General features: G+C 70.1%; 21 protein-coding genes. 6 read left to right on the forward strand and 15 right to left on the reverse strand.

The features are described from left to right. Positions 1–228: 228 nt before the first annotated feature. The 14 genes from ACFXC1_RS29210 to ACFXC1_RS29275 form a co-directional block, all read right to left on the reverse strand. Positions 229–2,109 (reverse strand): FHA domain-containing protein, encoded by a 1,881-nt coding sequence (locus ACFXC1_RS29210; RefSeq protein WP_381247795.1) that lies wholly within the window; start codon positions 2,107–2,109, stop codon positions 229–231. Between the two features lie 61 nt (positions 2,110–2,170). After that, on the reverse strand, positions 2,171–3,517 hold the full coding sequence (locus ACFXC1_RS29215; RefSeq protein WP_381247797.1) for a vWA domain-containing protein: 1,347 nt from the start codon (positions 3,515–3,517) through the stop codon (positions 2,171–2,173). Between the two features lie 98 nt (positions 3,518–3,615). Then, a complete protein-coding gene (locus ACFXC1_RS29220) occupies positions 3,616–4,959 on the reverse strand; it encodes a PP2C family serine/threonine-protein phosphatase (protein ID WP_381247800.1) in 1,344 nt (447 codons plus the stop codon). Next, positions 4,960–7,488, reverse strand: a complete 2,529-nt coding sequence (locus tag ACFXC1_RS29225) for a serine/threonine-protein kinase (protein ID WP_381247803.1) — start codon at positions 7,486–7,488, stop codon at positions 4,960–4,962. A 26-nt stretch (positions 7,489–7,514) separates the two neighbouring features. Then, positions 7,515–8,846: a hypothetical protein gene (locus ACFXC1_RS29230; RefSeq protein WP_381247806.1), complete on the reverse strand. Its 1,332-nt coding sequence runs from the start codon at positions 8,844–8,846 to the stop codon at positions 7,515–7,517. Positions 8,847–8,915: 69 nt separating this feature from the next. Continuing rightward, on the reverse strand, positions 8,916–9,974 hold the full coding sequence (locus ACFXC1_RS29235; protein WP_381247807.1) for a glutamate ABC transporter substrate-binding protein: 1,059 nt from the start codon (positions 9,972–9,974) through the stop codon (positions 8,916–8,918). Between the two features lie 14 nt (positions 9,975–9,988). Beyond that, entirely contained in the window at positions 9,989–11,434 is a 1,446-nt protein-coding gene (locus tag ACFXC1_RS29240) for a hypothetical protein (RefSeq protein ID WP_381247810.1), read from the reverse strand. A 185-nt stretch (positions 11,435–11,619) separates the two neighbouring features. Then, on the reverse strand, positions 11,620–12,591 hold the full coding sequence (locus ACFXC1_RS29245) for an N-acetylglucosamine kinase (RefSeq protein ID WP_381247811.1): 972 nt from the start codon (positions 12,589–12,591) through the stop codon (positions 11,620–11,622). Next, positions 12,582–13,847, reverse strand: coding sequence for a 6-phospho-beta-glucosidase (locus ACFXC1_RS29250; RefSeq protein ID WP_381247813.1), 1,266 nt, complete (start codon positions 13,845–13,847; stop codon positions 12,582–12,584). Before ACFXC1_RS29250 ends, ACFXC1_RS29245 begins: the two co-directional genes overlap by 10 nt. Before the next feature lie 6 nt (positions 13,848–13,853). Next, a complete protein-coding gene (locus ACFXC1_RS29255; RefSeq protein ID WP_381247815.1) occupies positions 13,854–14,747 on the reverse strand; it encodes a carbohydrate ABC transporter permease in 894 nt (297 codons plus the stop codon). A 3-nt stretch (positions 14,748–14,750) separates the two neighbouring features. Beyond that, positions 14,751–15,692 (reverse strand): carbohydrate ABC transporter permease, encoded by a 942-nt coding sequence (locus ACFXC1_RS29260; protein WP_381247817.1) that lies wholly within the window; start codon positions 15,690–15,692, stop codon positions 14,751–14,753. A gap of 7 nt (positions 15,693–15,699) precedes the next feature. Beyond that, positions 15,700–17,037 (reverse strand): ABC transporter substrate-binding protein, encoded by a 1,338-nt coding sequence (locus tag ACFXC1_RS29265; protein ID WP_381247820.1) that lies wholly within the window; start codon positions 17,035–17,037, stop codon positions 15,700–15,702. A 93-nt stretch (positions 17,038–17,130) separates the two neighbouring features. Beyond that, positions 17,131–18,357 (reverse strand): ROK family transcriptional regulator, encoded by a 1,227-nt coding sequence (locus ACFXC1_RS29270; protein WP_381247823.1) that lies wholly within the window; start codon positions 18,355–18,357, stop codon positions 17,131–17,133. A 189-nt stretch (positions 18,358–18,546) separates the two neighbouring features. Then, entirely contained in the window at positions 18,547–19,380 is an 834-nt protein-coding gene (locus ACFXC1_RS29275) for a hypothetical protein (RefSeq protein ID WP_381247826.1), read from the reverse strand. A 350-nt stretch (positions 19,381–19,730) separates the two neighbouring features. Between ACFXC1_RS29275 and ACFXC1_RS29280 the strand changes: the two genes are divergently transcribed. The 6 genes from ACFXC1_RS29280 (at position 19,731) to ACFXC1_RS29305 (ending at position 22,164) form a co-directional block, all read left to right on the forward strand. Further along, positions 19,731–20,189, forward strand: a complete 459-nt coding sequence (locus ACFXC1_RS29280) for a hypothetical protein (RefSeq protein WP_381247828.1) — start codon at positions 19,731–19,733, stop codon at positions 20,187–20,189. Positions 20,190–20,241: 52 nt separating this feature from the next. After that, the gene (locus ACFXC1_RS29285) at positions 20,242–20,676 is read left to right on the forward strand and encodes a VOC family protein (protein WP_381247830.1); all 435 of its coding nucleotides are present in this window, start codon (positions 20,242–20,244) and stop codon (positions 20,674–20,676) included. Positions 20,677–20,855: 179 nt separating this feature from the next. Then, a complete protein-coding gene (locus tag ACFXC1_RS29290; RefSeq protein WP_381247833.1) occupies positions 20,856–21,203 on the forward strand; it encodes a hypothetical protein in 348 nt (115 codons plus the stop codon). 105 nt (positions 21,204–21,308) lie between these two features. Next, a complete protein-coding gene (locus tag ACFXC1_RS29295; protein ID WP_381247835.1) occupies positions 21,309–21,494 on the forward strand; it encodes a hypothetical protein in 186 nt (61 codons plus the stop codon). Next, positions 21,494–21,706, forward strand: coding sequence for a hypothetical protein (locus tag ACFXC1_RS29300; RefSeq protein ID WP_381247838.1), 213 nt, complete (start codon positions 21,494–21,496; stop codon positions 21,704–21,706). The genes ACFXC1_RS29295 and ACFXC1_RS29300 overlap by 1 nt, the downstream gene beginning before the upstream one ends. 41 nt (positions 21,707–21,747) lie before the next feature. After that, positions 21,748–22,164, forward strand: a complete 417-nt coding sequence (locus tag ACFXC1_RS29305; protein WP_381247841.1) for a DUF6234 family protein — start codon at positions 21,748–21,750, stop codon at positions 22,162–22,164. An 816-nt stretch (positions 22,165–22,980) separates the two neighbouring features. Here ACFXC1_RS29305 and ACFXC1_RS29310 read toward each other — a convergent pair. Further along, positions 22,981–24,075 (reverse strand): mechanosensitive ion channel family protein, encoded by a 1,095-nt coding sequence (locus ACFXC1_RS29310; RefSeq protein WP_381247843.1) that lies wholly within the window; start codon positions 24,073–24,075, stop codon positions 22,981–22,983. Between the last annotated feature and the right edge of the window lie 64 nt (positions 24,076–24,139).

Genomic DNA, 24,139 nt, shown 5'->3' on the forward strand with positions numbered 1-24,139 from the left:
CCCCAGAACCAACCATCTGCCACCGCCTTCTCGGACGTGGCCGGGAAGTCCCGTCGTCCGCCCGGCGGGGGGGCCCCACGGCGTCCGGTGCGTGCTCTGGGGGTCCCCCCGGCCGAAGGCTGGGGGAGTGCCGGGCGGAAGCCCTCGTACTGGACGTACTTGGGCTTTCGCCCGGCACGGCGAGAGTGCGTGCCGGACGCGGGGCAGGCGGGACTTTGCGGACCCGGCCTAGCCCCGGCGGACCGTGATCGTCGTCCACGCCCCCACATGCACCCGGTCCCCGTCCTGCAACGGCACCGGCACGAAGGGCTGGATGGGCTCCTCGCCGCCGTTGACCGTCGTACCGTTCGTCGAGTTCTGGTCGACGACCGCCCAGCTGCCGTCGGGCTGCTGGACCAGTACGGCGTGCTGGTGCGAGACGCCCGGGTCCTCCGGCGGCACCGACAGGTCGATGTCGGGGGACTCGCCGGTGGAGTGCCGGCGGCGGCCGATGGTGATCTGGTTGCCGGTGAGCTGGCGCTGCTGCTCGGGGGAGTACGCGGGCAGGTTGAGACCCGCGGCCTCCGGGCCCGAGCGCTGCATCATCGCCATGAAGTACTCGCGGTCCGGGCCGATCGTCGCCAGCCAGGTCGTCGGCTGCTGCTGGTACGCCGGACGGGGCGGGGGCGGGGCCTGGGTGGAACCGGGCTGCGGGTAGCCGTAGCCGCCACCGCCCTGACCGGGACCGCCGGGGCCACCGGGACCGCCCGGGGATCCGGGGGTCGGCGGGGAGATCACCCAGTCGTCGTCACCGCCGCCGAAGGACGGGCCGCCCTGCTGCGGACGGCTCGTCTCCTGCGGGAACCCGGGCGGGGCCGGCGGGGCGGACTGCTGGAACGCCTGCGGGGCGCCGCTGGTCTGACCCGGGGTCGGGCCGGGCGGCGGCGGGACCGGCCGCGAGGGGTCGGGGCCGAAGTTGGGCGGACCCTGCGGGTTCGAGGGCTCGTTGCCGAACGGCCGCGCCGGACCGGACGGGTCGCCGCCGAAGCCCTGCGCGTTGCCGGGACCGCCACCCTGCCGCTGGCCACCGAACGCGTCGGGTCGGCCGCCGCCGAAGTCGCCCTGGCCGGGGCGCTCGTTGCCGAACTGGCCGCCGGGGCCCGGGGGTTGCTCGTTGCCGAACGGCCGCCGACCGGACGCCTCGTTGCCGAAGGGCGGGGGAGGGGGCGGGCCGGAGGGCTCGTTGCCGAAGGGCCGCGGCGGACCGGACGGGTCGTTGCCGAAGGGCGCGGGACCGCCGCCCTGGCGCTCGTTGCCGAAGCCGGAGGAGTTGCCGGGGCCGCCTGGGCGCTCGTTGCCGAAGCCCGGCGAGCCGCCGGGACCGCCCTGCCGCTCGCCGCCGAAACCTTGGGAGCCGCCGGGACCGCCGGGGCCACCCTGCCGCTCATTGCCGAAGCCCTGCGCACCCGGGCCACCGGGACCACCAGGCCCGCCGGGACCGCCCTGCCGCTCGCCACCGAACCCCTGCGCGCCCGGGCCGCCGGAACCGCCCGGTCCGCCCTGGCGTTCGCCGCCGAAGCCCTGAGCGCCGCCGGGGCCACCCTGCTGCCGCTCCCCACCGAAACCACCGGGGCCGTTCGGACCCCCAGGACCGCCGGCGCCTCCGGGACCTCCGGGTCCACCGGCACCCCCCGGCCTCCCCGACCGGTTCGTCGGCTCGCTGCCGAACGGGGGTATCGGCTCCGCCGGGCGGTTCATCTGCGAGGGGCGCGAGCCCTGGTACTCGTAGGAGTCACCGCCGTACGTCGGACCGGGCGGCGGCTGCTGGAAGCGGGCCGCCGGGCTCGGGCCGGGGTTCGACGGGCGCGGGGCCGCCGGGGTGTAGGAGGTCGCCGTGTTGGTGAGGAAGTTCCACCGGCACTCCTCGCAGAACGGCGCACCGCCCTCACGGGGCGTGCGGCACTGCGGGCAGAGCTCGGCCTCCGCGCTCGGGCGCGCGGGCGGCGGGAAGCCGTAGCCGCCGCCGGGGGGCGGTGGAGGGGGCGGGGGTACGGCACCGGCCATGCGGTGACCGCAGACCTCGCACCAGTCGTCGGAACCCGACTGGTGTCCGTTCGGGCAGGTCGGCATGTCGGCGCGTCCCCCTTTCTCACAGGGTCGTTCTAGGTCTCACGAAGTTGTGCGGGCCAGGTCACTTCTTTACACGAACAGTCTTTGTGGACCGGGTCTCGAGAGTCATCTCGTCGGCCTCCGCGACCTTCGCCTTCAGTCGCACAGTACCCGCCGCGGCGTCGACCACGTCCACCACCTTCGCAAGCAGTTTCGCAGTATCCGCGTTTCCGGAGACGCTGGCGAGCTGAACGGCCCGTCCCAGTTTGGCCGTTGCTCCGTCGACATCTCCCGATTTGCGGAGATCGAGCCCTTGTTGGATGACTTCCGCCAGTTCGGCCTGGCCGGTGTAGTGCGCGACCTGGGGGTTGATGGACGTCGACGCCACCATGTCGTCGGTCCACACGGCCTTCACCAGGCCCTGGGCGCCCAGGTTCTGAGTTGTCCCGTCGGGCTGCGGGACGACCAGCGAGACCCGGGCGGCGAGCATCTCCTGGCCGACGTTGGCGGTCGGGACCTCGACGCACACGTGGTAGTCACGGGACTCGTCTCCCCAGGACCCGGTGGGGTAGTCCCCGGCGCGCGGGCCCGCCTCGGTGCGGCGGTCGGTCAACTCCTCGACCCGGGGCGCGACCTGCTTGACGAACTTGATGGCCGTGCCCACCGGCGTCCACAGCCGCAGCGCGACGTCCGCGACCTCCTTGCCCATCGCCGTCTCCATCATCTTCGTGAAGTCGGCGGCGAGGTTGGCCGGGTCGGCGACGATGTCGGCGGTGCCGAGCAGCGCGGAGGCGATCCCTGTGACTTCTTTCACTTCCCAGTCGGTGCCCACGCCGCGGGCGTCACAGGTGAAGCGTCCGGCGCAGGAGTCGAGGGCGGCCTTCAGGTCCTCCGGCGCCTCGTGCTCGTTGCGGCCGTCGGTGAGGACGATGCCGTGGCGTATGGAGACGTCCGCCGAGGACAGCAGCCGGTCGGCGAGGCGCAGCCAGGTGCCGATCGCGGTGCCGCCGCCCGCGCTCAGCTTGCGCAGCGCCTGCTTGGCCTGGTCGCGGGTCCGCGAGTCGGCGACCGCGAGCGCGCCGCCGCCCGGATAGACCTCCTTGGCGATGTGCGTGCCGCCGATCACCGCGAAGTGCACCCCGTCGCGCAGGGTGTCGATCGCGGCGGCGGTGGCGTCCCGGGCGTTGCGCATCTTGGTCGGCGGGTAGTCCATCGACCCCGAACAGTCGACCATGATCGCAACGGCCGCGTCCGGGCCCTGACCGGGCGAGTACAGGTGGGGTGCCGCGACCGCGCTCCCCACGGTGCCGCCGCCGGTCGAGGTCACGGTGACGATCGCGTTGACCTCCCGGCCGCCCTCGGGCAGGTACTCGTTCTGGTACACGTCCACCGAGAACTGCGGCACGTTCGACTTCGAGAAATTGGCCATGACTGCTCTGATCCCCCTCAACTACCCCACCTGGGCGGGGCGATGACTATGTGCGGACCGGTCCCCTCCGGTCCGAGACCGTCCCCGTTTGCGCGGCCTCAGCCGATTACTGCCCCTTGCGGCGGGGCCGGGAACGGCACGACGGCCACTGTTACGTTGTCGTGGCCCCCGCCGTCCAGCGCGTGGCCGACCAGGACCTGGGCGCTGTGCAGCGGGCGGACCATGGCATCGGGAGGTACGACCTCGGCCATCTCCTCGGCCGACTCCGCGTAGTTCCACAGGCCGTCCGTGCACACGACCACTACACCCGGCCGGTCCGGCTTGAAGGAAGCCGTGTGCGGCTCCAGTTCGTACGCGTCCGCGCCGAGCCAGCCGGTGATCGCGTGGGCGCGCTCGTCGGCGTAGGCCTCCGCCTCGCTCATCAGGCCCGCGGCGACCATCTGCGCGGCCCACGAGTCGTCCTCGGTGAGCCGGGCCGGCGGTGAACTGCGGTCCACCGGGATCCAGTAGGCGCGGCTGTCGCCGACCCAGCCGACCACGAGCAGCGCCGGGGTGACGACGGAGGCGACCAGAGTGCAGGCCGGCGCGTTCTGGTGCGGGGCGTGCTCGCGGGCCGTCGCGGGTTCCTCCGCAAGGGAGTTGACCGCGTGCGAGGCCGCGATGATCGCCTCGTGCATCGCCTGCTGCGGGTGCGTGCCCTGCGGCAGCGCGGCCAGCAGCGACTCGCCGGCCTTCCGCGACGCGGCCAGCGAGGCCGCGTCCGGCCGGGTCGCCGAGGACACCCCGTCGCACACGACGGCCACGAGCGCGGGCGCCCCGTCGGGCAGCGCGCACTGTCCTACGGCGAAGGCGTCCTCATTGCGGTGGTGGCGCAGCCCGCGGTCGCTGACCGCCGCGAGCGGGCCCGACTCCTGTTCCATGTGGTCGCGTTCGCGGGGCTGGGCGTGCCCGCAGTTCTCGCAGTAGCCGTCCGGATCGACCCGGCCGGACCGGCAGGCCACACACACCTTGGTGCCCTCGGCCGGGGTCGGGGGATCGGCGGCGACCCGCGGGTCCGGCGCCTGGAGCGGGTACTCGTCGGGCTCCGGCGGCCGGTCGAACCGTACGCCCGTGGCCGGGGAGAGCGGTGAACCGGTGGGCGGCAGCGGGGAGTTGGACGGCAGCGGGGTGCCGCCCGAGTCGGTGCCGGGCAGATCGGTGGGCAGATGGACCGTCGGCGCGGTCTCGGCGCCCTCCGGCTGGGGGACCACGGGCCAGTTCACGTCCGTGGCCTCCTCGGGCGGGAGTGAACCCGCGCCGTTCATGGTGAGCGTCGGGTGGTCGTCCGGCGGCGCGGGCACGGCCGACAGGTCGTACCCGCACGCGCCGCAGAAGCGGTCACCCGATTCGAGCGGCTCCTCGCAGCTCGGGCAGGCGGACAGCTGGGGCATCTGGGACATCAACTACACCCACGTCCGGGGGCGGTAACGGTTGGCACGTTCCACCAGGTCGATCCTCTCCTCGCCGCCCCGCGCCAGCCGGGCCAGCGTGCGGTACGAACGCTCCAGGCCGAAGCGGAGTCCCCGCTCGTCCAGCTCGTTGCCGAGCAGTTCCCGCCGCGTCGGCGGCACGGAACCCTGGCCTCCGGAGAGTATCCAGTCAAGCGCGCAGCCGAGGACCTCGGCCGACAACTGCTCGCGCCGCACCGCGTCCAGACCGTATCCCTCCAGCGCTTCCACCTGTCCGGCGGACGCGGTCAGATCGTCCAGGAACGGCGTGTCGCCCGCCGTCGCGGTCCGCCACCGAAGCCGCGCCCGTACGGCCGCCACCCGCGCGGCCGTGTAGTGGATCGAGGCCTCCGACACCGACTCCAGCGTCCGTACGGAGCCCGCGCGGTCGCCGGTGGCGAGCTGGACGCGGGCCAGGCCGAAGGCCGCACTCACATAGCTCGGGTCGGTCGACCACACCAGGTGGTAGTACTCGGCCGCGTTGTCCAGCTGCCCCAGCACCTCGGCGCAGAGCCCGAGCGCCAGCTTCGGCGCGGGCTCGCCCGGGAATGCGTCGTAGATCGCGTCGAAGGAGAGCGCGGCGGCCTCGTAGTCGCGGGTCGCGAGCGCGGCCACGCCCCGGTACCAGACCACCCGCCAGTCGTCGGGCCGCTCGTCCTCCAGCTTCGCCAGGGCGTCCAGCGCGGTGTACGAGTCGCCGTTCTCCAGCCAGGCCCTGATCTGCCGCAGCCGGGTCTCCACGGACGGCGAGGGCGCGGACGCGAGGGCGCCGAGCAGTTCGGTCGCCGCGGTCGTCATCAGCCCGGCCAGGAAGCCCGCGTTGGGGTCGGTCGGGTCGACGTGCGGCACGGGCAGGGCGAGTGCCACGGCGGGGGAGTCGACCTGCTTGACGATCTCCGGGGTCGCGCCGACCGACCCATTGGCCGCCCCGTTGGCGGCGGGAAGCGCGGCGTCGGCGCGTGCGGCCGCCTTCTTCCGGGGCCGCACCACCCGCGCCCCCAGAAGTGACACGTCGCCGTCCAGCTGCGGGAACAACTCCGTGTCCGTGACCTTGAGTTCGGGCCCGAACAGGGTGGACAGGGACGGGCGGGCGCGGCCGGTCTGCAGGGAGACGACCTCCCGCAGTACGCCCGTCAGCTGCTCGGCCATCTCCTGCGCGGAGGCGAACCGGCGGGCCGGGTCCGGGTCGGTGGCGCGCACCAGGAGCCGGTAGAACGACTCGTAGCGGCGGAACACCTCGATGTTGTCCGGGTCGGGCAGCGAGTCCACGAAGACGTTCGTGTAGCCCTGGAAGTCGAAGGTGAGGACGGCCAGGGTGCGGCCGACGGTGTAGATGTCGGACGCGACCGAGGGGCCGACCTCCGCGACCTCCGGCGCCTGGTAGCCCACCGTGCCGTAGATGGCCGACTCCTCGTCGTCCATTCTGCGCACCGCGCCCATGTCGATCAGCTTGAGCTGGTCCTCGGTCTGGATCGCGTTGTCGACCTTGAAGTCGCAGTACAGCAGGTTGCGGCTGTGCAGATGGCCGAGCGCCTCAAGGGCCTCGATGCCGTACGCGCAGGCCTGCTCCACCGGCAGCGGATCGCGCTTCCCGGTCGCCGTACGGCGGTCGTTGGCGATCTCCTTCAGGGATTTGCCGCCGACGTACTCCATGACGATGTACCCGTCCAGCGAACCCGTCCGCTGGTCCAGGTGCTCCACGAAGTTGTAGATCCGCACGATGTTCGAGTGCTCGATCTCGGCGAGGAAGCGCCGCTCGGAGATCGCGGCGGCCATCGCGTCCTCGTCGCCGGTGTCGAGGAGACCCTTGAGCACCACCCAGCGGTCGGAGACCGCGCGGTCCACGGCGAGATAGACCCAGCCCAGACCGCCGTGCGCCAGACAGCCCACGACCTCGTACTGGCCGTGCACGACGTCGCCGCCGGTCAGCTTGGGCGTGAACGAGTACGGGTTGCCGCACTTGGTGCAGAAGCCCTCCGTGCGCCCCGGGCTGTCGCCGCGCGCCCGCCCCACCGGCGCACCGCAGTCCGAGCGCGAGCAGAACCGCTTGCGCTCGGGCACCTCCGGGTTCTCCAGCACCATCGCGCGCGGGTCGGGCCGCGGCACGTCCGGCACCTGCACCAGGCCGACCCCGAGCCGGCCGCGCGTCGAGGACGCCGACGACGAACCGGAGCTGCGCACCGACACCGAGCGGCCCGACGACTGCCCCGACACCGAGCGCGAGAGCCGGCCCGACACCGAGCGCCGCGACTTCGACGACTGCGACGACGTACGCGAACTGCGGCCGCTGGAACGGGAACTGCTGCCCGAACCCCGCGAGCCCTTGCCGCCGCCGGTCATCCCGGTGGGAGGTGAACCCAGCGCGCCGTCGGCCGACACCACCGGCGCCAGACCGCAGGTGTCGCAGTACAGCTCGCCGCCGCCCACGTCCTCGTACGACCCCTCGCAGCCGGGCCGCTGACACTTCCGCTGTGCCTCACTCATGACCGACCCCGCTTCTCCCTCGTCACTCACGCGCCCGGCCCCCTCGAGTCCTCGGGACCGCCCTGCGGCGGGGTCCGGGAAGCGCTCAACTGCTCGGCGGCGGCGTGCTGGTAGCGCAGCACCGCCTGTTCCGCGACGCGCAGGTCGCAGGGCGCGCTCCACAGCATGCGGCGCGCCGCGTCGTACCGCTCGATGAGGAACGGGTCCTCCGCGAGGCCGTGCCGGGCGACCTTCGCCTTGTACGCGTCGAGGCGGCCGCGCAGCTCCGCGCGGACCGCCAGCGGCTGGGTGACCGCCGTCAACGACTCGCGGGCGCGCAGCAGTTCGTCCTCCGCCTTCTGCTCCAGGGACTCCAGGAGCGGCGACAGCCGGTGCCACTGGGCGTGTCTGCGGTACTCCGCGGCCGTCGACAGCTGCTCCTGCAGCACGGTCGGCGGTCCGCTGACGACCGGCACCTCCGTGGCCGCGATCTTCGCGAGGACCTCACCGCGCGCGGTGCGTGCCTCGGCGAGTGTGCGGTCCGCGCGGGAGAGCACGTCCCGCAGCTTCACCAGGCGTGCCTCCGCGTCCTGCCGGACGGTCAGCACCGCGTCGATCTCCCGGCGCACCTCCTCCAGGGCGCGCGCCTCCCGGTCGTAGACCGTGGTGTCGGGCCGGCCGCCGCCGGGGGCCGAACTGCCCTGCGCCCGCACCCAGAAGGCCAGCGGGTCGGAGATGACCCGCTCGCGCAGCTCGGTCAGGGTGGTGGTGATGCGCTCCAGGTCGTCGCCCGCCGGGTGCTCGCCCGGGCGGACGCCGACCGAGTGGGCCAGCTGCCGGGTGCGCTGCAGCTCCGCGGCCAGTAAATCGATCCGGGCGGGCAGCGCGGACCACACCGCGTCGGACGTGACGACCATGTCGAGAGAGGTCGCGTACAGCTCGTTCATCTCGTCGACCAGCGCGCTCAGCGAGAACTGGTGGCTGAGCTTGCTCGAACCGCCCGTCAGCGTCGGGGCGTTGGCCGTCGCCGTGGTGGATCCGGCGACCGTGACCGACTCGCCGCGCAGCAGCTCGGTCAGCTCGACCAGGTCCTCACGGTTGGACCAGCGGCGCCGGGAACGGATGCTCTGGGCGGCGTGGAACGCGTCCGTGTACGCGTCGAAGTACGCCCACAGCAGTGTGATCGACGCGTCGGTGGCCGCCCAGCGCTCCTTGGTCGTGCCGGTGAGCTCGGCGCCTTCGAGGAGTCTGCGGCCCGCGTGGTCCTGGAGGGCGAGGAGCGAGGTCTCGATGGCCTCGTGCTCCGCGCCGAGCCGCGCCAGCGCACGGTCCACCTCGTCCCGGTCCATTACCGGCCCGGGGGGTCCCGTGACGCCCATCGATCACCTCTCGCTGCGTTGTGTTCCGTCGGTGGTCCGTGTCTGTGCCGTTCGGTGGTTGACGATCCGTCACTTGTACTGCGGTACGGGCGGGTTGGCCGACTTCGAGTCCGCGCGCAGGGTGGGCAGCAGCCACTTCGTGTACGACGCCCGCCAGCCGGTGGGGCTGGTGCGGTAGGTCTCCAGTATTCGGTTGACCCGGCGTACCAGATCGGTGGCCTTCAGGTTCATCGCCACGCCGTAGTACTCGGTGGTGAAGGGGCTGCCCTTGAGCTCCACCGTCGGGTCCTGCGCGGCCTGGCTGGCGGCGAGCGCGCCGTCGGTCACCACCGCGTCGGCCTCGCCGAGTTGGAGCTTCACCAGACAGTCCAGCTGGTTGGGGACGGGGTCCATGATCGTGACGCTGGCGGGGATCTTGTGACCCTTGTCCGCGTTCAGGTGGTCGTTCGCCGTGGAGGTCGCCGCCGAGCAGACCCGTTTGTTCGCGAGGGTGTCGTTGTAGCCCGTGATCGTCGACACCTTCGGGGCGAGGACCTGCTGGCCGGTGACGAAGTACGGGGCGGAGAAGGCGACTTGCCCGGCGCGTTTGCAGGTGATCGTCATGGTGCGGACGACCATGTCGACGCGGTTGTCCTGGATCGCCGGGATGCGCTCGTTGGTCGGGATGGCCAGGAACTGGATGCTCTTGTCGGTGTAGGCGCTGCCGAAGATGTTCTTGGCGATGGCCGTGACGAGGTCGATGTCGAAGCCGGCCAGGTCGCCCTTGGCACTGTTCGGATCGCGGTAGCCCCAGCGGTAGCTGTTCTGGTCGACGCCCACCTTCAGGACGCCGCGCGCCTTGATGGCGTCGATCGTGGTGCCCCCGGCGTCCGAAGGGGTCGGGCTCTGGTTCTGGACGGTGCTCTCGTCGCACTGGGGGGCCCTGGCCTGGACGCCCTGGGTGGTGCGCTGTCCCCCGAGGTCCGCGCCGGCCTCGCCGCGCGACTGGGTGAGCGGCAGCAGCAGGACGAACGCGAGCGCGAGGACGCAGACGGCCGCCATCGCACCCACCCCGCCCCAGCCCCTCAGGCTGATCCGCAGGCGTCGTACGGCCCTCAGGCGGCGAAGAAAGTCATCGCGTGCTCGCATGGTCACGCCCCCTTTCACCGGTACTCCGACAGCCTGCGCCCGATGCCCAGTACGGCGCCGGCCGCGCCGAGCACGGCGAGCACCGCGGCGCCGACGGTGAGACCGGTCATGGCGTCCAGACCGTCACCCGCGGACCGCTGGAACTCCTTGGTCTCGTGCTTCAGCGCCGTGTCCAGCGAGGCGTCCACGGCCTGGAAGCACTCGGCCGTCGCACCGTCCTTGCCGATGACGCCGTCGCGGGCCGCCTGGTAGTCGCCCGCGTTGTTGTCCGCGCTGACCTTCTTGTGGCGGGAGATCCACACCGTCATGGAGCTGTTGGCGACCGCGACGGGCTTGCGGCCCGCGGAGTCGTCGGCGAGCGAGTCGGCCAGCTTCAGGCCCTTGCCCAGCGCGGCGATCTCCTGGTCGTAGCCCCAGTCGTAGGCGTCCATGACCGTGTCGTCCGGGAGGGTCTTCGTCTCCGCGCCGCGGCTGACCAGTGTCAGGTTCTCGTCGCTGCGGGCCTTCAGGGAGGCGATGCGGGCGTCGTGCAGCACGTTGAGCGACTTGACCCCGTGGTCGTAGGAATCGTTGAGGCCCGCGCGGGCGACGGTGTGGCCGACGACCACCCAGAGCAGGACGACCGCGGTGGTGGCGGAGGCGGCGACCAGGCCGTGGTTCAACACCCGGTTGGTGCGCTGGTAGTTGCGCCGCTGGGCCCAGGCGAGACCGCCGAGCGCGACGAGTCCGAGGGCGATCGCGAACCACGGGTACGGCGTCGCGTTCCCGTAGTCGGTGCTCAGCCGCGCGTTCTCGTTCTTGTAGAGGTCCTGGGCCTTCGGGAGCATCTGGTTCTGCATGGTGTCGTTCGCGGCGCGCAGATAGGCGCCGCCCACCGGGAAACCCTGCCGGTTGTTGGCGCGGGCCGACTCGACCAGACCCTTGTACTGCGGCAGGAGTTCGTTGAGATCCGTGATGATCGCCGCGGACGACGTGCCCGGGTCGGTGTTGGCGGCGGCCGTGACGAGCTTCGCGGCGGCCGTCCTGATGTCCTTCTCGTACTGGTCGCGGGTCGCCTGCGTCTCCTGCAGACCCGCCAGATACCCCGTGGCCGCCATCGTGTTGGCGTCCGCGAGCGAGCGGTAGATGTCCGCCGCGTCCGAGCTGAGCGGCTGGCTGTGGTGGAGCACGTCGTCGGCCGCCGAGGCCCGGCTGTCGGTCTGCCAGGCGGTGACCGCGCCGAACGCGACCACCAGCAGGGCCAGCAGCGCGCCGATGGCCCGCAGCCGCCCCGGCTCGGTGGTGGCGGCCGCACGCAACTGGTCGACGCCCTCGGCGAGGGCCGTACGGCGCGCGGGTGCCGCGTCCGGCGCACGCCGGGGCGCGGGCGCCCCCGGCCGGCCCGACTGCGGCGGCAGCGCCGGCATCGTGGGCACGCCGGCGCCCGGTGGCGCCGTACTGCTCTTCGGCGGTTGTGTCACCGCTGACCTCCCCCAGGGTCATCCCGTCGCCGCAAGTATCGCCGCCAGGACTGACATTCCGCACGGGCCTTCACTGGATCTTGATCGGATCGCAGCGTGATGACCGGATTTCCGGCACCACACAACGCCCCCCACCGCCCCCTTGTCCATGAATACGCCGTGGGAATCTGTTCGGTTCCCGGGTGTCAGTGCTCGTAATACCCTCGCGCCCGCACATGCGCCCCGGCCGGAACACCCACGTGGTCGAGCCCCAGCAGCACCGACCCGAGGACCGGCCGCGCGGTGACCACCGTCGGCACCGCCTTGGGTGCCCGGGCGGCCAGCAACTCCCTTATACGGTCGTCCAGTTGGGGGTGCCGGGCGGCGAGGACGCTGCCGCCGAGCAGCACCGGTGCCTCCTCGTCGAGCAGCTCCAGGCGGGTCAGCGCGACCGTCGCCATCGCCACCACCTCCTCCGCCATCCGGTCCACGATCGAACGGGCCACCGGGTCGCCGTCCGCCGCCGTCGCGAACAGCACCGGCGTCAACTCGTGCCGCCGCTCGTGCGTGACCTGTTCGAGATGCAGCGCCTCGATCAGGCCGTACATGGAGTCCAGGCCGAAGTACGCCGGGAGCGTACGCGCCAGGGCCGTAGGGCCGCCGCGGCCGTCCTCGGCGCGGGCCGCGTGCCACAGGGCCTCCTCCGCCAGGCCCCAACCGCCGCCCCAGTCACCGGAGATACGGCCCAGCGCCGGGAAGCGGGCGGTGCGGCCGTCGGGCCGCATGCCGACGCAGTTGATGCCCGCCCCGCACACGACGGCGACCCCGCGCGGCTCGGGGATGCCCGCCCGCAGCACCGCGAACGTGTCGTTGCGCACCTCCACACTCGTGCCCCACCCGCGCGCGCCCAGCGCGGCGGCCAACTGCTCCTCCTCCACGGGGAAGTCGGCGTTGGCGAGACAGGCCGACACATGCTGGACCGTGCTCACCCCCGCGTCCGCGAAGGCACGGGCGACGGCCTCGGCGACGTTGTCCACGGCCGCCCCGATGCCCACGACCGGAGGCCGGAACCCGCCGCCGCGGGCCGTGGCGAGGATCTCCCCGTCGGCCGCCACGACCGCGACGTCGGTCTTGCTGTTGCCCGCGTCGATGGCGAGGACACTTGCGGTCAGGCCCACGCGAGGTGCTCCCGGTTGTGCGCGACCAGCTGGTCGGTCAGGGCTTCGGCGTACTCGTACTGGCCGATCAGGGGATGCGAGAGCAGCGCCCGGAACACCCGGTCCCGGCCACCGCGCAGCGCGGCCTCCAGAGCGAGGTCCTCGTACGCGGTCACGTTCGCCATCAACCCCGCGTACAGCGGGTCGACCTCGGCCACGTCGAGCGGCGTCGCGCCCTTCCCGCCGACGGCCGCCTGCACCTCGATGACGGCGTCGTCCGGCAGGAACGGCAGCGTCCCCCGGTTGTACGTGTTCACCACCTGGTAGGGACTCCCGCCCCCGCCGAGCAGCGAGGCGGCCAGGTCCACAGCGGCCTCCGAGTAGTAGGCCCCGCCGCGCTTGGCGAGCAGCGCGGGCTTCTCGTCGAGCGCCGGATCGGCGTACATCTTCAGCAGGTTCCGTTCCATCTCGGCCACTTCGGAGGCCCGCGACGGCTTCGTACGGAGTTCCCGTACGACCTCGTCGTGCGCGTAGAAGTACCGCAGGTAGTACGACGGGACGACGCCGAGCCGGTCGAGCAGCACCCGGGGCAGGCTCAGGTCGGCGGCGATGTCGTCGCCGAACTCGCCGAGCAGCTTGGGCAGCACGTTCTCGCCCTCGGGACCGCCCAGCCGCACACCGGTCTCCCAGGTGAGGTGGTTGAGGCCCACATGCTCGAGGTGCACATCGGTCGGGGTGACCCCGAGGAGCCCGGCGAACTTCCGCTGGAAGCCGATCGCCACATTGCACAGCCCGACCGCCTTGTGGCCGGCCTGGAGCAGGGCGCGGGTCACGATCCCCACCGGGTTGGTGAAGTCGATGATCCAGGCGTCCGGGTTCGTACGGCGGACCCGCTCCGCGATGTCGAGCACCACCGGTACGGTCCGCAGCGCCTTGGCGAGGCCGCCCGCGCCGGTCGTCTCCTGGCCGACGCAGCCGCACTCCAGCGGCCAGGTCTCGTCCTGCTCACGGGCGGCCTGGCCGCCGACGCGGAGCTGGAGCAGCACCGCGTCGGCGCCCTCGACACCGGCGTCCAGGTCGTCCGTCGTCACGATCCTGCCGGGGTGCCCCTGCTTGGCGAAGATCCGGCGGGCCAACCCGCCCACCAGCTCCAGGCGTTCGGGCGCCGGGTCGACGAGGACCAGTTCCTCGACGGGCAGGGTGTCCCTCAACCGGGCGAAGCCGTCGATGAGTTCGGGTGTGTAGGTCGAGCCTCCGCCGACCACGGTGAGTTTCATACGGGGTTAACCCTTCACTCCGGTGAGCGTGACGCCCTCGACGAACGCCTTCTGCGCGAAGAAGAACACGAGGATCACGGGGGCCATGACCAGCACGGTCGCGGCCATGGTGAGGTTCCAGTCGGTGTGGTGCGCGCCCTTGAACGACTCCAGGCCGTAACTCAGCGTCCAGGCACCGGGGTTCTCGGACGCGTAGATCTGCGGCCCGAAGTAGTCGTTCCAGGCGTAGAAGAACTGGAAGAGCGCTACGGCCGCGATCCCCGGCTTGGCCATCGGCAGCACGACCCGCAGCAGCGTCTTGAACTCACCGCAGCCGTCGACCTTCGCCGCGTCCAGGTACTCGTTCGGGATCGTCATCAGGAACTGGCGGAGGAGGAAGATCGAGAACGCGTCCCCGAACGCCATCGGGATGATCAGCGGCCACAGCGTGCCCGACAGGTCCAACTGCTTCGCCCAGAACAGGTACATGGGGATGATGACGACCTGCGGCGGCAGCATCATCATCGAGATGACCAGCATCAGCGACAGATTCCGGCCCCGGAAGCGGAACTTGGCGAGCGCGTACGCCACCGGGATCGACGACACGACGGTCAGGACGGTGCCGAGACCGGCGTAGATCAGCGTGTTCTTCCACCAGGTGAGGAAGCCCGGGGTGTCGAAGACCTTCTTGTAGTTGCCCCATTCCCAGGTGTGCGGGATCAGGTCCCGGCTCAGGGCCTGGCTGTCGCTCATCAGCGAGGTCAGGAACACGAACACGAAGGGGAGCGTGAAGAAGAGCGCGGCGGCGACGCCGAGCGAGTGGACCGCGATCCACTCCATGAGCGCCTTGCGGCGGGCGACGCGCTCGGCTGGGGTCACCGACGCCCGCAACTCCACGGGCTTGTCCAGTACTTGGGCCATGGGTCAGTCACCTGCCAGGTTGAGGCCGCCCCGGCGCCGCATCAGGAACGCGGTGAACACCATCGACAGGGCGAACAGGACGAGTGCCACCACGCAGGCAGAGCCGTAGTCGAAGCGCTGGAAGCCGAGGTTGTAGACGAGCTGGGGAAGGGTGAGCGTGGACTTCTCCGGGTAGCCGGGCTCGAACTGCGTGCCCGCGCCCTGGATGACGCCGGACGCGACCTTCCCGGCGATGAGGGGCTGTGTGTAGTACTGCATGGTCTGGATCACGCCGGTGACGACGGCGAACATCACGATCGGCGAGATGTTCGGCAGCGTGACGTACCGGAACCGCTGCCAGGCCGAGGCGCCGTCCAACTCGGCTGCCTCGTACTGCTCCTGGGGCACGTCGAGCAGTGCGGCCATGAAGATGACCATGAGGTCGCCGATGCCCCAGAGGGCGAGCAGGGTGAGGGCCGGCTTGGACCAGGTGGGGTCGTTGAACCAGCCCGGGGCCGGGATGCCGACCTTCTCCAGGATCGAATTCACCGGCCCGGTACCGGGGTTGAGGAGGAACGCGAACGCCATCGTCGCGGCGACCGGCGGGGCCAGGTACGGCAGGTAGAAGAGCGTGCGGAACACGCCCGTCGCCGTCTTGATCTTGGTGATCAGCAGGCCGACGCCGAGCCCGAACACGACCCGGAGCGAGACCATCACCACGACCAGCCACAGGGTGTTGCGCATCGCGGGCCAGAAGTACGGATAGTTCTTGAAGACGTACGTCCAGTTCTTCGTCCCCACCCACGTCGGCGGCTTGAAGCCGTCGTAGTGCATGAACGAGAAATAGACCGTCGAGATCAGCGGATACGCGAAGAAGACCGCGAAGCCGATCAGCCAGGGCGACATGAAGGCGAGTGTCCGAAGCGCCGACTTGCGGCGCTTCGACGCCAGAGTGATGGTGCTCATCCCGTTGCTACTTCGCCTGCGCGATGTCCGTGTCGATCTGCTTGGCCGTGCTCTGCAGGGCCGAGTCGAGATCCTTCACCTTGCCGCTCTCGTAGTCGTAGCCGAGGTTCTGGATCGTCGTCAGATACACACCGCCGTTGATGGAGGCGGGACTTGTCGTCGAGTACTGGTTCGACGCGATGTCCAGGAAGGTCTTGAAGCGCGGGTCGTACTTCAGCTTCGGGGACTTGAGGGCGGCGAGGGTGGACGGCACGTTGTGGATGTCGTTGGAGAAGCCGACCACCGCGTCCGTGTCCGTGGTGATGTACTTGACGAACTCCCAAGCCGCGTTCTGCTTCTTGCTGGTGGCGGCGATACCGGCGATCGTGCCGGTGATGTAGCCCTTGCCGTACTGGGCGACCTGGTCGTCCGGGACGGGCAGCGGGGCAACTCCGATGTCCAGCTTGGGATTTGCCGCCGAGGCCATCCCGAGCCGCCACTCGCCGTCGAGCTGCATCGCGACCTGACCGGTGTGGAAGGGGTGCTTGTCGCCCCACTCGTCACCGAGCGTGGAGCGGTAGCTCTCCAGCTTCTTGAATCCGCCGAGTTCGTCGACGAGCTTCTTCTGGAGGGTGAACCCGGCCTTGAACGCGGGGTCCGTGGCGAGCGTCGACTTTCCGCTCTTGTCGAAGTACGTCGGCGAGAACTGCGCGAAGTAGTGCTCGGTCGTGGTCTCCCAGCCGTGGTAGTCCGGCATGAACCCGAGCTGCGAGTACGTGTCGCCCTTGGCGATCGTCAACTTCTTCGCGTCGGCCTCGAATTCGGACCAGGTCTTCGGCGGGCTGGTGATGCCGGCCTTCTTGAACTCCGTCTTGTTGTAGTAGAGCCCGTACGCGTCGCCCAGCAGGGGAGCGGTGCAGCGGTTGCCGTCGAACTGGGTGTACTCGTTCATCGCCTTCGGGAACGTCGTCTCCGGGTCGATGCCGTCCTTCTTGAAGAAGGGGTTGAGATCGACCAGGGCACCCGAGGAACAGAACTTGCCCACGTTGTTGGTGGTGAAGGACGAGATCACGTCCGGGGACTTGTCGCCGCCGGTGCGCAGCGCCTGGTTGATCTTGTCGTCCGTCATGTTGCCGACGACGTTCACATGGATGTTGGGGTGCGCCTTCTCGAACCCGGCGACCAGCGACTTCACGGCGCTCAGCTCCGAGGCCGCGCTCCATGCGTGCCAGAAGTTGATCGTGACGTCCTTCGACGCGTCGTCGGAGGCACCGGACGAGGACTGGCCGGTACAGGCGGTGGCGAGGAGGGCGATGGAGGCGGAGGCGGCGAGCGCGACAGCCGTTTTCCGGGATGATATGGACATCTTCCGGGATGTTCCGGGCATGGCAAGGTCTCCCAAGGGCGGGCGGGGCGGGGCGAGTTGGGTGCGGGAAGCCGAGGGGGGTGGGTCGGGGGATCAGCGCGAGGTGTCGAAGACCTCGTCGCGGGTGGTTGCCAGCGCGCTTTCCAGCGCGCCGCGCAGCACGGGCTGTTCATGGACGTCGCCGACGACGAGCCGGGGCCGCGACGCCGCCAGCTCCTCCAACTCGGCCTGGACGAGGGCACGCAGCGGTTCGCCGCCGGCGGTCAGCGACGCACCGCTGAGGACGACGAGTTCGGGGTCGAGCACGGAGACGAGCGAGGCGAGACCGGTCGCGAGGTGGGTCGCGTAGATCTCCAGGAGCCGCCGCCGGGGGCCGGTGGTGTGGTCGGCGGCGGCGGCGACGAGGGCGGCGGCGACCTCGGCGTAGGGACCCGTCGGAATCTCGGTGATGCCGAGTTCGCGGGCGAGTTGGGGCAGGGCCTGCGAGCCGGCCAGGGCCTGGTAACCACCGCTGTTGGCCTTGGTCACCTGGCGGACCAGGGGCGCGCCGGGCACCGGCAGGAAGCCGACCTCGCCCGCGCCGCCGGTCCAGCCCCGGTGCAGCCGGCCGCCGAGGACCAGGGCGGCGCCGAGACCGCCCTCGTTCCACAGCAGCACGAAGTCGCCGTGCCCGCGGGCCGCGCCGAGCCGCTGCTCGGCTATGGCGACGAGGTTCACGTCGTTCTCGTACTCCACCGGCATCGGCAGCGCGGCGGCGAGTTCGTCGAGCAGGGCGGGGGAGTGCCAGCCCGGCAGGTGCGAGGCGTACCGCAGCCGGCCGGTGTTGGGGTCGAAGGCGCCGGGGGTCCCGATGACGAGGCGGTGGATGTCGTCCCGGGCGAGGCCGGCGGCTTTCACCGCACCGTCGAGGGCGTCCGTCACCTGCCGTACGACGGGCTGGGCGGGCCGCCGGCCCGGGGTGGCGAGCTCGAACTCGCCCACCGTGCGGCCGGTGACATCGGCGACGGCGGCGCGGATGCGCTCCGGGGTGACGTCGAGCCCGGCGGCGTAGGCGGCACTCGGATTGACCACGTACAGCTGGGCGTTGGGCCCCGGCCGCCCCTCGCTGGTCCCGGTGGCGAGCACGAGTCCCGCCGCTTCGAGCCGGGCGAGCAGCTGGGAGGCGGTCGGCTTGGAGAGCCCGGTGAGCTTGCCGATCCGGGTGCGGGAGAGCGGACCGTGCTCCAGGAGGAGGTCCAGGGCGGCGCGGTCGTTCATGGCGCGCAGGACGCGGGGGGTGCCCGGGGTACCCGTGCCCGGGGTACCGGAGGTTCCTGCCATGTCGACGCCACCTGCCTCTCGAACTCTCGAACCACCCAGCGTGTCATGTGATCACTGTTAGGAAAGTTTCCTATTGGGTGGGAGGAACGTAAGCCCGGGACGAAGGGGGCGTCAATAGACACCGCCCCCGAGGCAACAGACTCGTTACCTGCGGGGGCGGCGGGAGAGGAACTGGTGTTACTTCTTGTCCTACTGAACGTCGATGTAGTCACCGGCGGCGGTGGCCGCGCCGGTGGTGGCGGTGCCGGCGAAGACATAGCGGAAGTAGCCGTCCTTGGCCGCCTTCACGGTCGTCTTCAGCGCGCCACCGGTGGTGGAGGTGACGGTCTTCACGGTGGTGTAGGTGCTCGAACCCTTCGCCCGGAACTGAAGCTTGGCGGGCTGGGACACATAACCGGTGTAGACGCCGTTCTCCCAGTCGGCGCGGGTCAGCTTGCCGGTGACGGTGATGGTCTTGCCCTTCTTCACCGGCTCGGGCGAGGCGTTGGCGGTGAGCTTGGCCGTCCGCTGCACCTTGATCTTGCCCTTGCCGCCCCAGGCCGCGAAGTCGGTCGACGTGCTGATCTTGTCGTCGGAGTCGTCCGCGTCGACGTCGATGTGACCGTAGAAACCGCCGACGTTCCAGGTGGTCGCGTCGGCCGCCTCGTACAGACTCTCCTCCGGATCGATCGTGATCGTGTCGGAGCAGGACTCGGTGACGGTGGTGTCCGTCGTCGCCGTCGTCCTGCAGGTCGGCGCGAGGGTGCTCTCGATGTCGTTGTCCATGTCGGCGAGCCGGCCGCGGTAGAGCATGATCCCCGCGAACGTCGTCTTGCTGTCGATGACCACGTCCGACGGCCGCGTCAGCGTGTACGTCACGGGCACCTTCACCGCGGCGGTGGTGCCGACGACGATCGCCTTCCCCTTGTTGACCGTCACACCCGAGAAGACCAGATCCGGCGTCGCGGCCTGCGCGAGCGGCGCGGCCAGACCGGTCAGGGCCAGGGCACCGGTCAGGGCGGCGCCGATGGCGAGTTTCCTCATTCTTGTCCCCACATTCGAAACGAACCCCTGGGCGTTGCGCTCCAGAACAAGGGCCCGTCGTGGGGCGACCTTAGGCATGAGGGGCCTGCGAGGGAAATGAGATCAACCTGTGAAGGTGATCGCGTCACGGCTTCGTCACGATGGGGAAAGCAGCAGGTGGGAGCGGGTGGCGGCGATTCGACTGATCTGCCGCAATTGCGAGGCCTGTTGGGCGCTTTTCGGCCGCTACGACTCTGCCGCCGAGGCCGATTCGTAATGTCACCGCCGACGCCTGCCAGCCACCTCACAGAATCCTGACTTTTGATCAACCACGTTCGCGGGATGCGGGGAACGGCGAGAGGGGTGCGGGCATGAGCGTGTTGGCCGAGTGTCGGCAGGAGGCGGGGGCCGTGCCCGCCGTCAACGTCGTATGGGCCGTAGCGGTACGGCCGTCCCTGCGACGACGAGCCCGCGCGGCCGGTATCCCCCTCACCCCCGACACCCTCGCCCGCCGCCAGACACACCAACTCCGCGTACTACGGCCCTCCGTGGGCTGGCCCGACCGGATGCGCACGGACCTGAAGGCGTCCGACCGGGCCGTCGTCACCGCGGAGAAGGGGCGCGAGGAGGTCTGGTTCCAGTGGCGCCCGGGCTGGCGCAGGCACACGGTGTGGGGCTCGATCACGTTCGACGAGGCGGCGGGGACGGTGCTGCTGGATCTGCGCGAGGGTGCGGCTTATACGGGGGTCTCGGGGGTGCGGCCGGGGGCGTCCTTCGTGGCGTTGTGTCAGGTGGCCGGCGGGTTGGGGCTGGTGGCGGCCGGGAGCTGATCCGCCCGGGAAATGAGCGGCGGGGTTCCCGGGCAGGCGGTACGGTGCGCCGATGTCTGCGATCAAGAAGTTCCAAGTCACCTTCGACTGTGCGGAACCGGAGCGCGTAGCTCGCTTCTGGTGTGAAGTGCTGGGGTACGTCATGCCGCCGCCACCGGAGGGGTTCACCACCTGGGACGATTTCAACCGGACCCTGCCTCCCGAGAAGCGGGGAGCATGGGCCGCCTGCAGTGACCCTTCGGGCGTGGGCCCGCGCCTGTACTTCCAGCGCGTCCCCGAAGGCAAGACCGTCAAGAACCGGGTCCATCTCGACGTCCGGGTCGGCACCGGGCTCGTCGGCGACGAACGCCTCGCCGCTCTCGAGGCCGAGTGCGCACGACTGGTCGCGCTCGGCGCGACCCACGTGCAGACGCTGTACGCCGACGAGGAGAACGAGTCCTGCATCCCGATGCTGGACATCGAGGGCAACGAGTTCTGCATCGACTGAACGTCGGCAGGTCGTCAACCGGTCCCGAGCGAAGGAGCCGGCACCGCCCGTTTCGACGGTGTTCGAAATGATGGCTGGTATCCACGGACGGCACCTACGGTGTGGCGCGAAGAGGTCGGCCACAGGGAGTTGCGTCGGTCGACCGAAAGGCAGGTCCTCACGGGCAGGGAGACTTCTGGATGCAGTTGCTCAAAAAGAACGTGACCCGTACAGCGGTGGCTCTCACTCTTGGGATCGGCGCGCTCATCGGCGGCTCCAGCACTGCTTCGGCTGCCGACGTCCATCCCCAGTACGTGACCTACAAGTGCGATCCCGGGCGGGCCTGCGTATACGACACTTCCGGGGGTGTCTGGAATATGGACGGCTGTGGAGACAACTGGATCTACGGCCATTTCAACTATGCCAGGGCCCACGGCAACAGCTTCACGGTGTATTACGTGAACGGCACGTGGGATTACGTCTGGGCAGGGGGCCAGCGGACCCTGGACGGCAGCAACTACGTCGAGCGAGTGCACGTGAACTGCTGAGCGCCGACGACAAAAACAGCCCCCCTCCAGCTATACGGAAGGGGGCTGTCTTCTTGACCGGCCTCTCGCTCATGTGCGTTCGACACGGGCAACCAGGGGGTGTTGGTGACACTCGACGAGGCATGGAACCGGCGGGCCGCAGCGGTGTCGGTCAGCCGACAGGGCGCTCGTACCGCTTACGTCATCCCGATGGCCCGGCAAGTGGGTTACAACTCCGGAGCAGAATATATTTCGATCACCGTCGAACACGGCAACGAAGTGGTCACGGCTTTTCCGAGGAGTTGGAACTGATGGAAAAGGTTGCCTGCGCCCACTGTGGCCAGGACTGGGTGCGCTGCTACGAGCGTAAGGACACGGGCAAGAAATTCTTCCTGTGCCCGGAATGCGAGTCAGTATGGGAACTGGAGGACGACCTCCAAGAGGACACGGACATGCACTTGAGCGAGTACCTGCTGACCGGAGATCCCGCGAAGGACTGGGAGATCATCACTCCGTGCGCCTGAGTGAATGGTGACGCGGGCGGCATTACTAAGTACGGCTACTCATGACACTGCGTGCCTGCCGGATGGATTCTGGCCGGGTGAGTACAGATCCTGAACGTACTGGTCGGGCCGTTGCCGTGTCCGTGGGCCTGGCTGTTTTCGAGCTGTTGGCTCTGGGCCTGATCTGGTTGTTCTGGATTTCGTCCTACTGGTCGTCCTTTGGCGACCAGGCCTACGGCGCACCGCCGGGTCCCTACCTGCAGAAGGCTGTGTTCGTGGCGGCAGCCGCCCTGATTGCGGCTGTCGTAGCCGTAGTCCGCCGGGTACCTGTGGTTGCCGTCACCCAACTTGTCATGGTCCTCGCCATCTGCGCGGGCCTGACCAGCGCGAAGACCGCCGGTGAACGCATTTACGACTCCTCCTACCGGGATGCCTGTCTCTCAGGTCTGGCCTGTGACACACCTTCGCCCCCGCGATGAGGTGTTCCTCACGCAGATCAGGCTCCCACCGGTCCAGGCCCGTTCGTTGGGCGCGGCGGCAAGCCCTGAAGCCTCTCCCGCAGCTGACCGGTTGGGGACGCTGTGGCCAGGTACAGATGTTGGACACCGCCACGTGTCAGCAGCATCCCGCTGTTGGTCACGAGGTCATGGGCGGCGGGGCCGATCCTCATGCCGGAGAGTCGTCGGCCCCGTGTGCTTTCGACGACGGCCGGCCTGGTCGCCGCTCGTAGGGCCTTCCAGACAAGGCTCGTCTCCTCGGTCAGGAGCTGATGTCGCTCGGGCCCGACCTGCTGCTCGAACCAGCGCACTGCGAGACGGCCCGCTTCGAAGACTTCGCCCCCGCCGTCCTGAAGGCGGCGTGAGCAAAGGAACTGCACGACGGCCGAGTGCCCGATGTCGGATCTGGGAGCGACCGCGCTGTCCACCAGGACGTCTTCAGGTGCCCGAGCCCCATCCGGCAGAAGCAGAAACGGAGAGCGGGTTGCCGGCGGGGGAGTATGTGGGGCGGTTCTTCGCCACGGGGGCGGAGCGGGAGGGAGTTGAGGCGTGCCCGTGGTCCCGGAATCAGTTCTCCAGGAAAGGTGCCGTGTCCAGGGTGGGGTACGGGCCCGGGAGGACGAGGGGATTGCCCAGGCCGACCTTGGACTCGGCCCCGTGCCGGGTGCCCCGGCAGAACCATGAGCCGTCCGGTGGGCCTATGACCTGGGATTCCGCCCCCGGTCCCTCGAACGAGCGTGCTGAACTGTTCCGCCCGCGCCCCGCGCCCCGCGCCCCGCGCCGTACGCCCTCGTCCCGCTACCGCGCAGAAGGCCGCTGTGAGGAAATAGGCGAAGTCGCCGCCACCTGAGGCGAGTCCGAGTTGGAGTACACCGAAGGCGCCGCGACCGACTCCGTAGGGTCCGCCACGTCGTCCGCCGGGTCCGCCGTCGCCCCGCCCACGATGCGGATGTTCGCCTCGTCGAAGGCGCGCTTGATGCGCCAGCGCAGTTCCCGCTCCACGCCCACCGACTTGCCCGGCATCGTCTTCGCCGAGACGCGGACGACCATCGAGTCGATGAGGACGCTGTCGAGGCCGAGGACCTCGATGGGGCCCCAGAGCAGCTCGTTCCAGGGCTCTTCCTTGCTCATGCGCTCCGAGACCGCGTCCAGCGTCGCCTTCACGCGGTCCAGGTTCTCCGACGCGCGGACCGTGACGTCGACGCCCGCCGTGGCCCAGCCCTGGGAGAGGTTGCCGATGCGCTTGACCTCGCCGTTGCGGACGTACCAGATCTCGCCGTTGGCGCCGCGGAGTTTTGTCACGCGCAGGCCTACCTCGATGACCTCGCCGGAGGCGACGCCCGCGTCGATCTGGTCGCCGACGCCGTACTGGTCCTCCAGGATCATGAAGACGCCGGAGAGGAAGTCCGTGACGAGGTTGCGGGCGCCGAAACCGATCGCCACGCCCGCGACACCGGCGGAGGCCAGCAGCGGCGCGAGGTTGATCTCGAACGTGCCGAGGATCATCAGCGCCGCCGTGCCCAGGATCACGAAGGACGCCACCGAGCGGAGGACCGAGCCGATCGCCTGGGAGCGCTGGCGGCGGCGTTCGGCGTTCACGAGGAGGCCGCCGAGTGCCGTGCCGTCGACCGATTCGACCGTGCGGTTCATCCGGTCTATCAGCTTGGTGATCGCCCGCCGTACCGTCATTCTCAGCACCGCCGCGATCACCAGGATCAGCAGCACCCGCAGCCCGATCGCCAGCCAGGTGGACCAGTTCTGCTCGACCCAACTCGCTGCGTTGGTCGCGCTCTCCTGGGCGTCCTGGAGCGAGGGCACGGTCACCGTGGTCTCCGAGGGGCTCGGAGAGGGCGACGGCGAGGCGGCGGCCAGTAGGACGGCGGACAAGGACACGGCAGGTACCTCCAGGTGCTGCGGCCCACCCCCGGCGCTGCGGTCAAGGTCGTACACGCGGTTC

This window comes from Streptomyces hokutonensis (assembly GCF_042751305.1).
Taxonomy (GTDB): Bacteria; Actinomycetota; Actinomycetes; order Streptomycetales; family Streptomycetaceae; genus Streptomyces; species Streptomyces hokutonensis_A.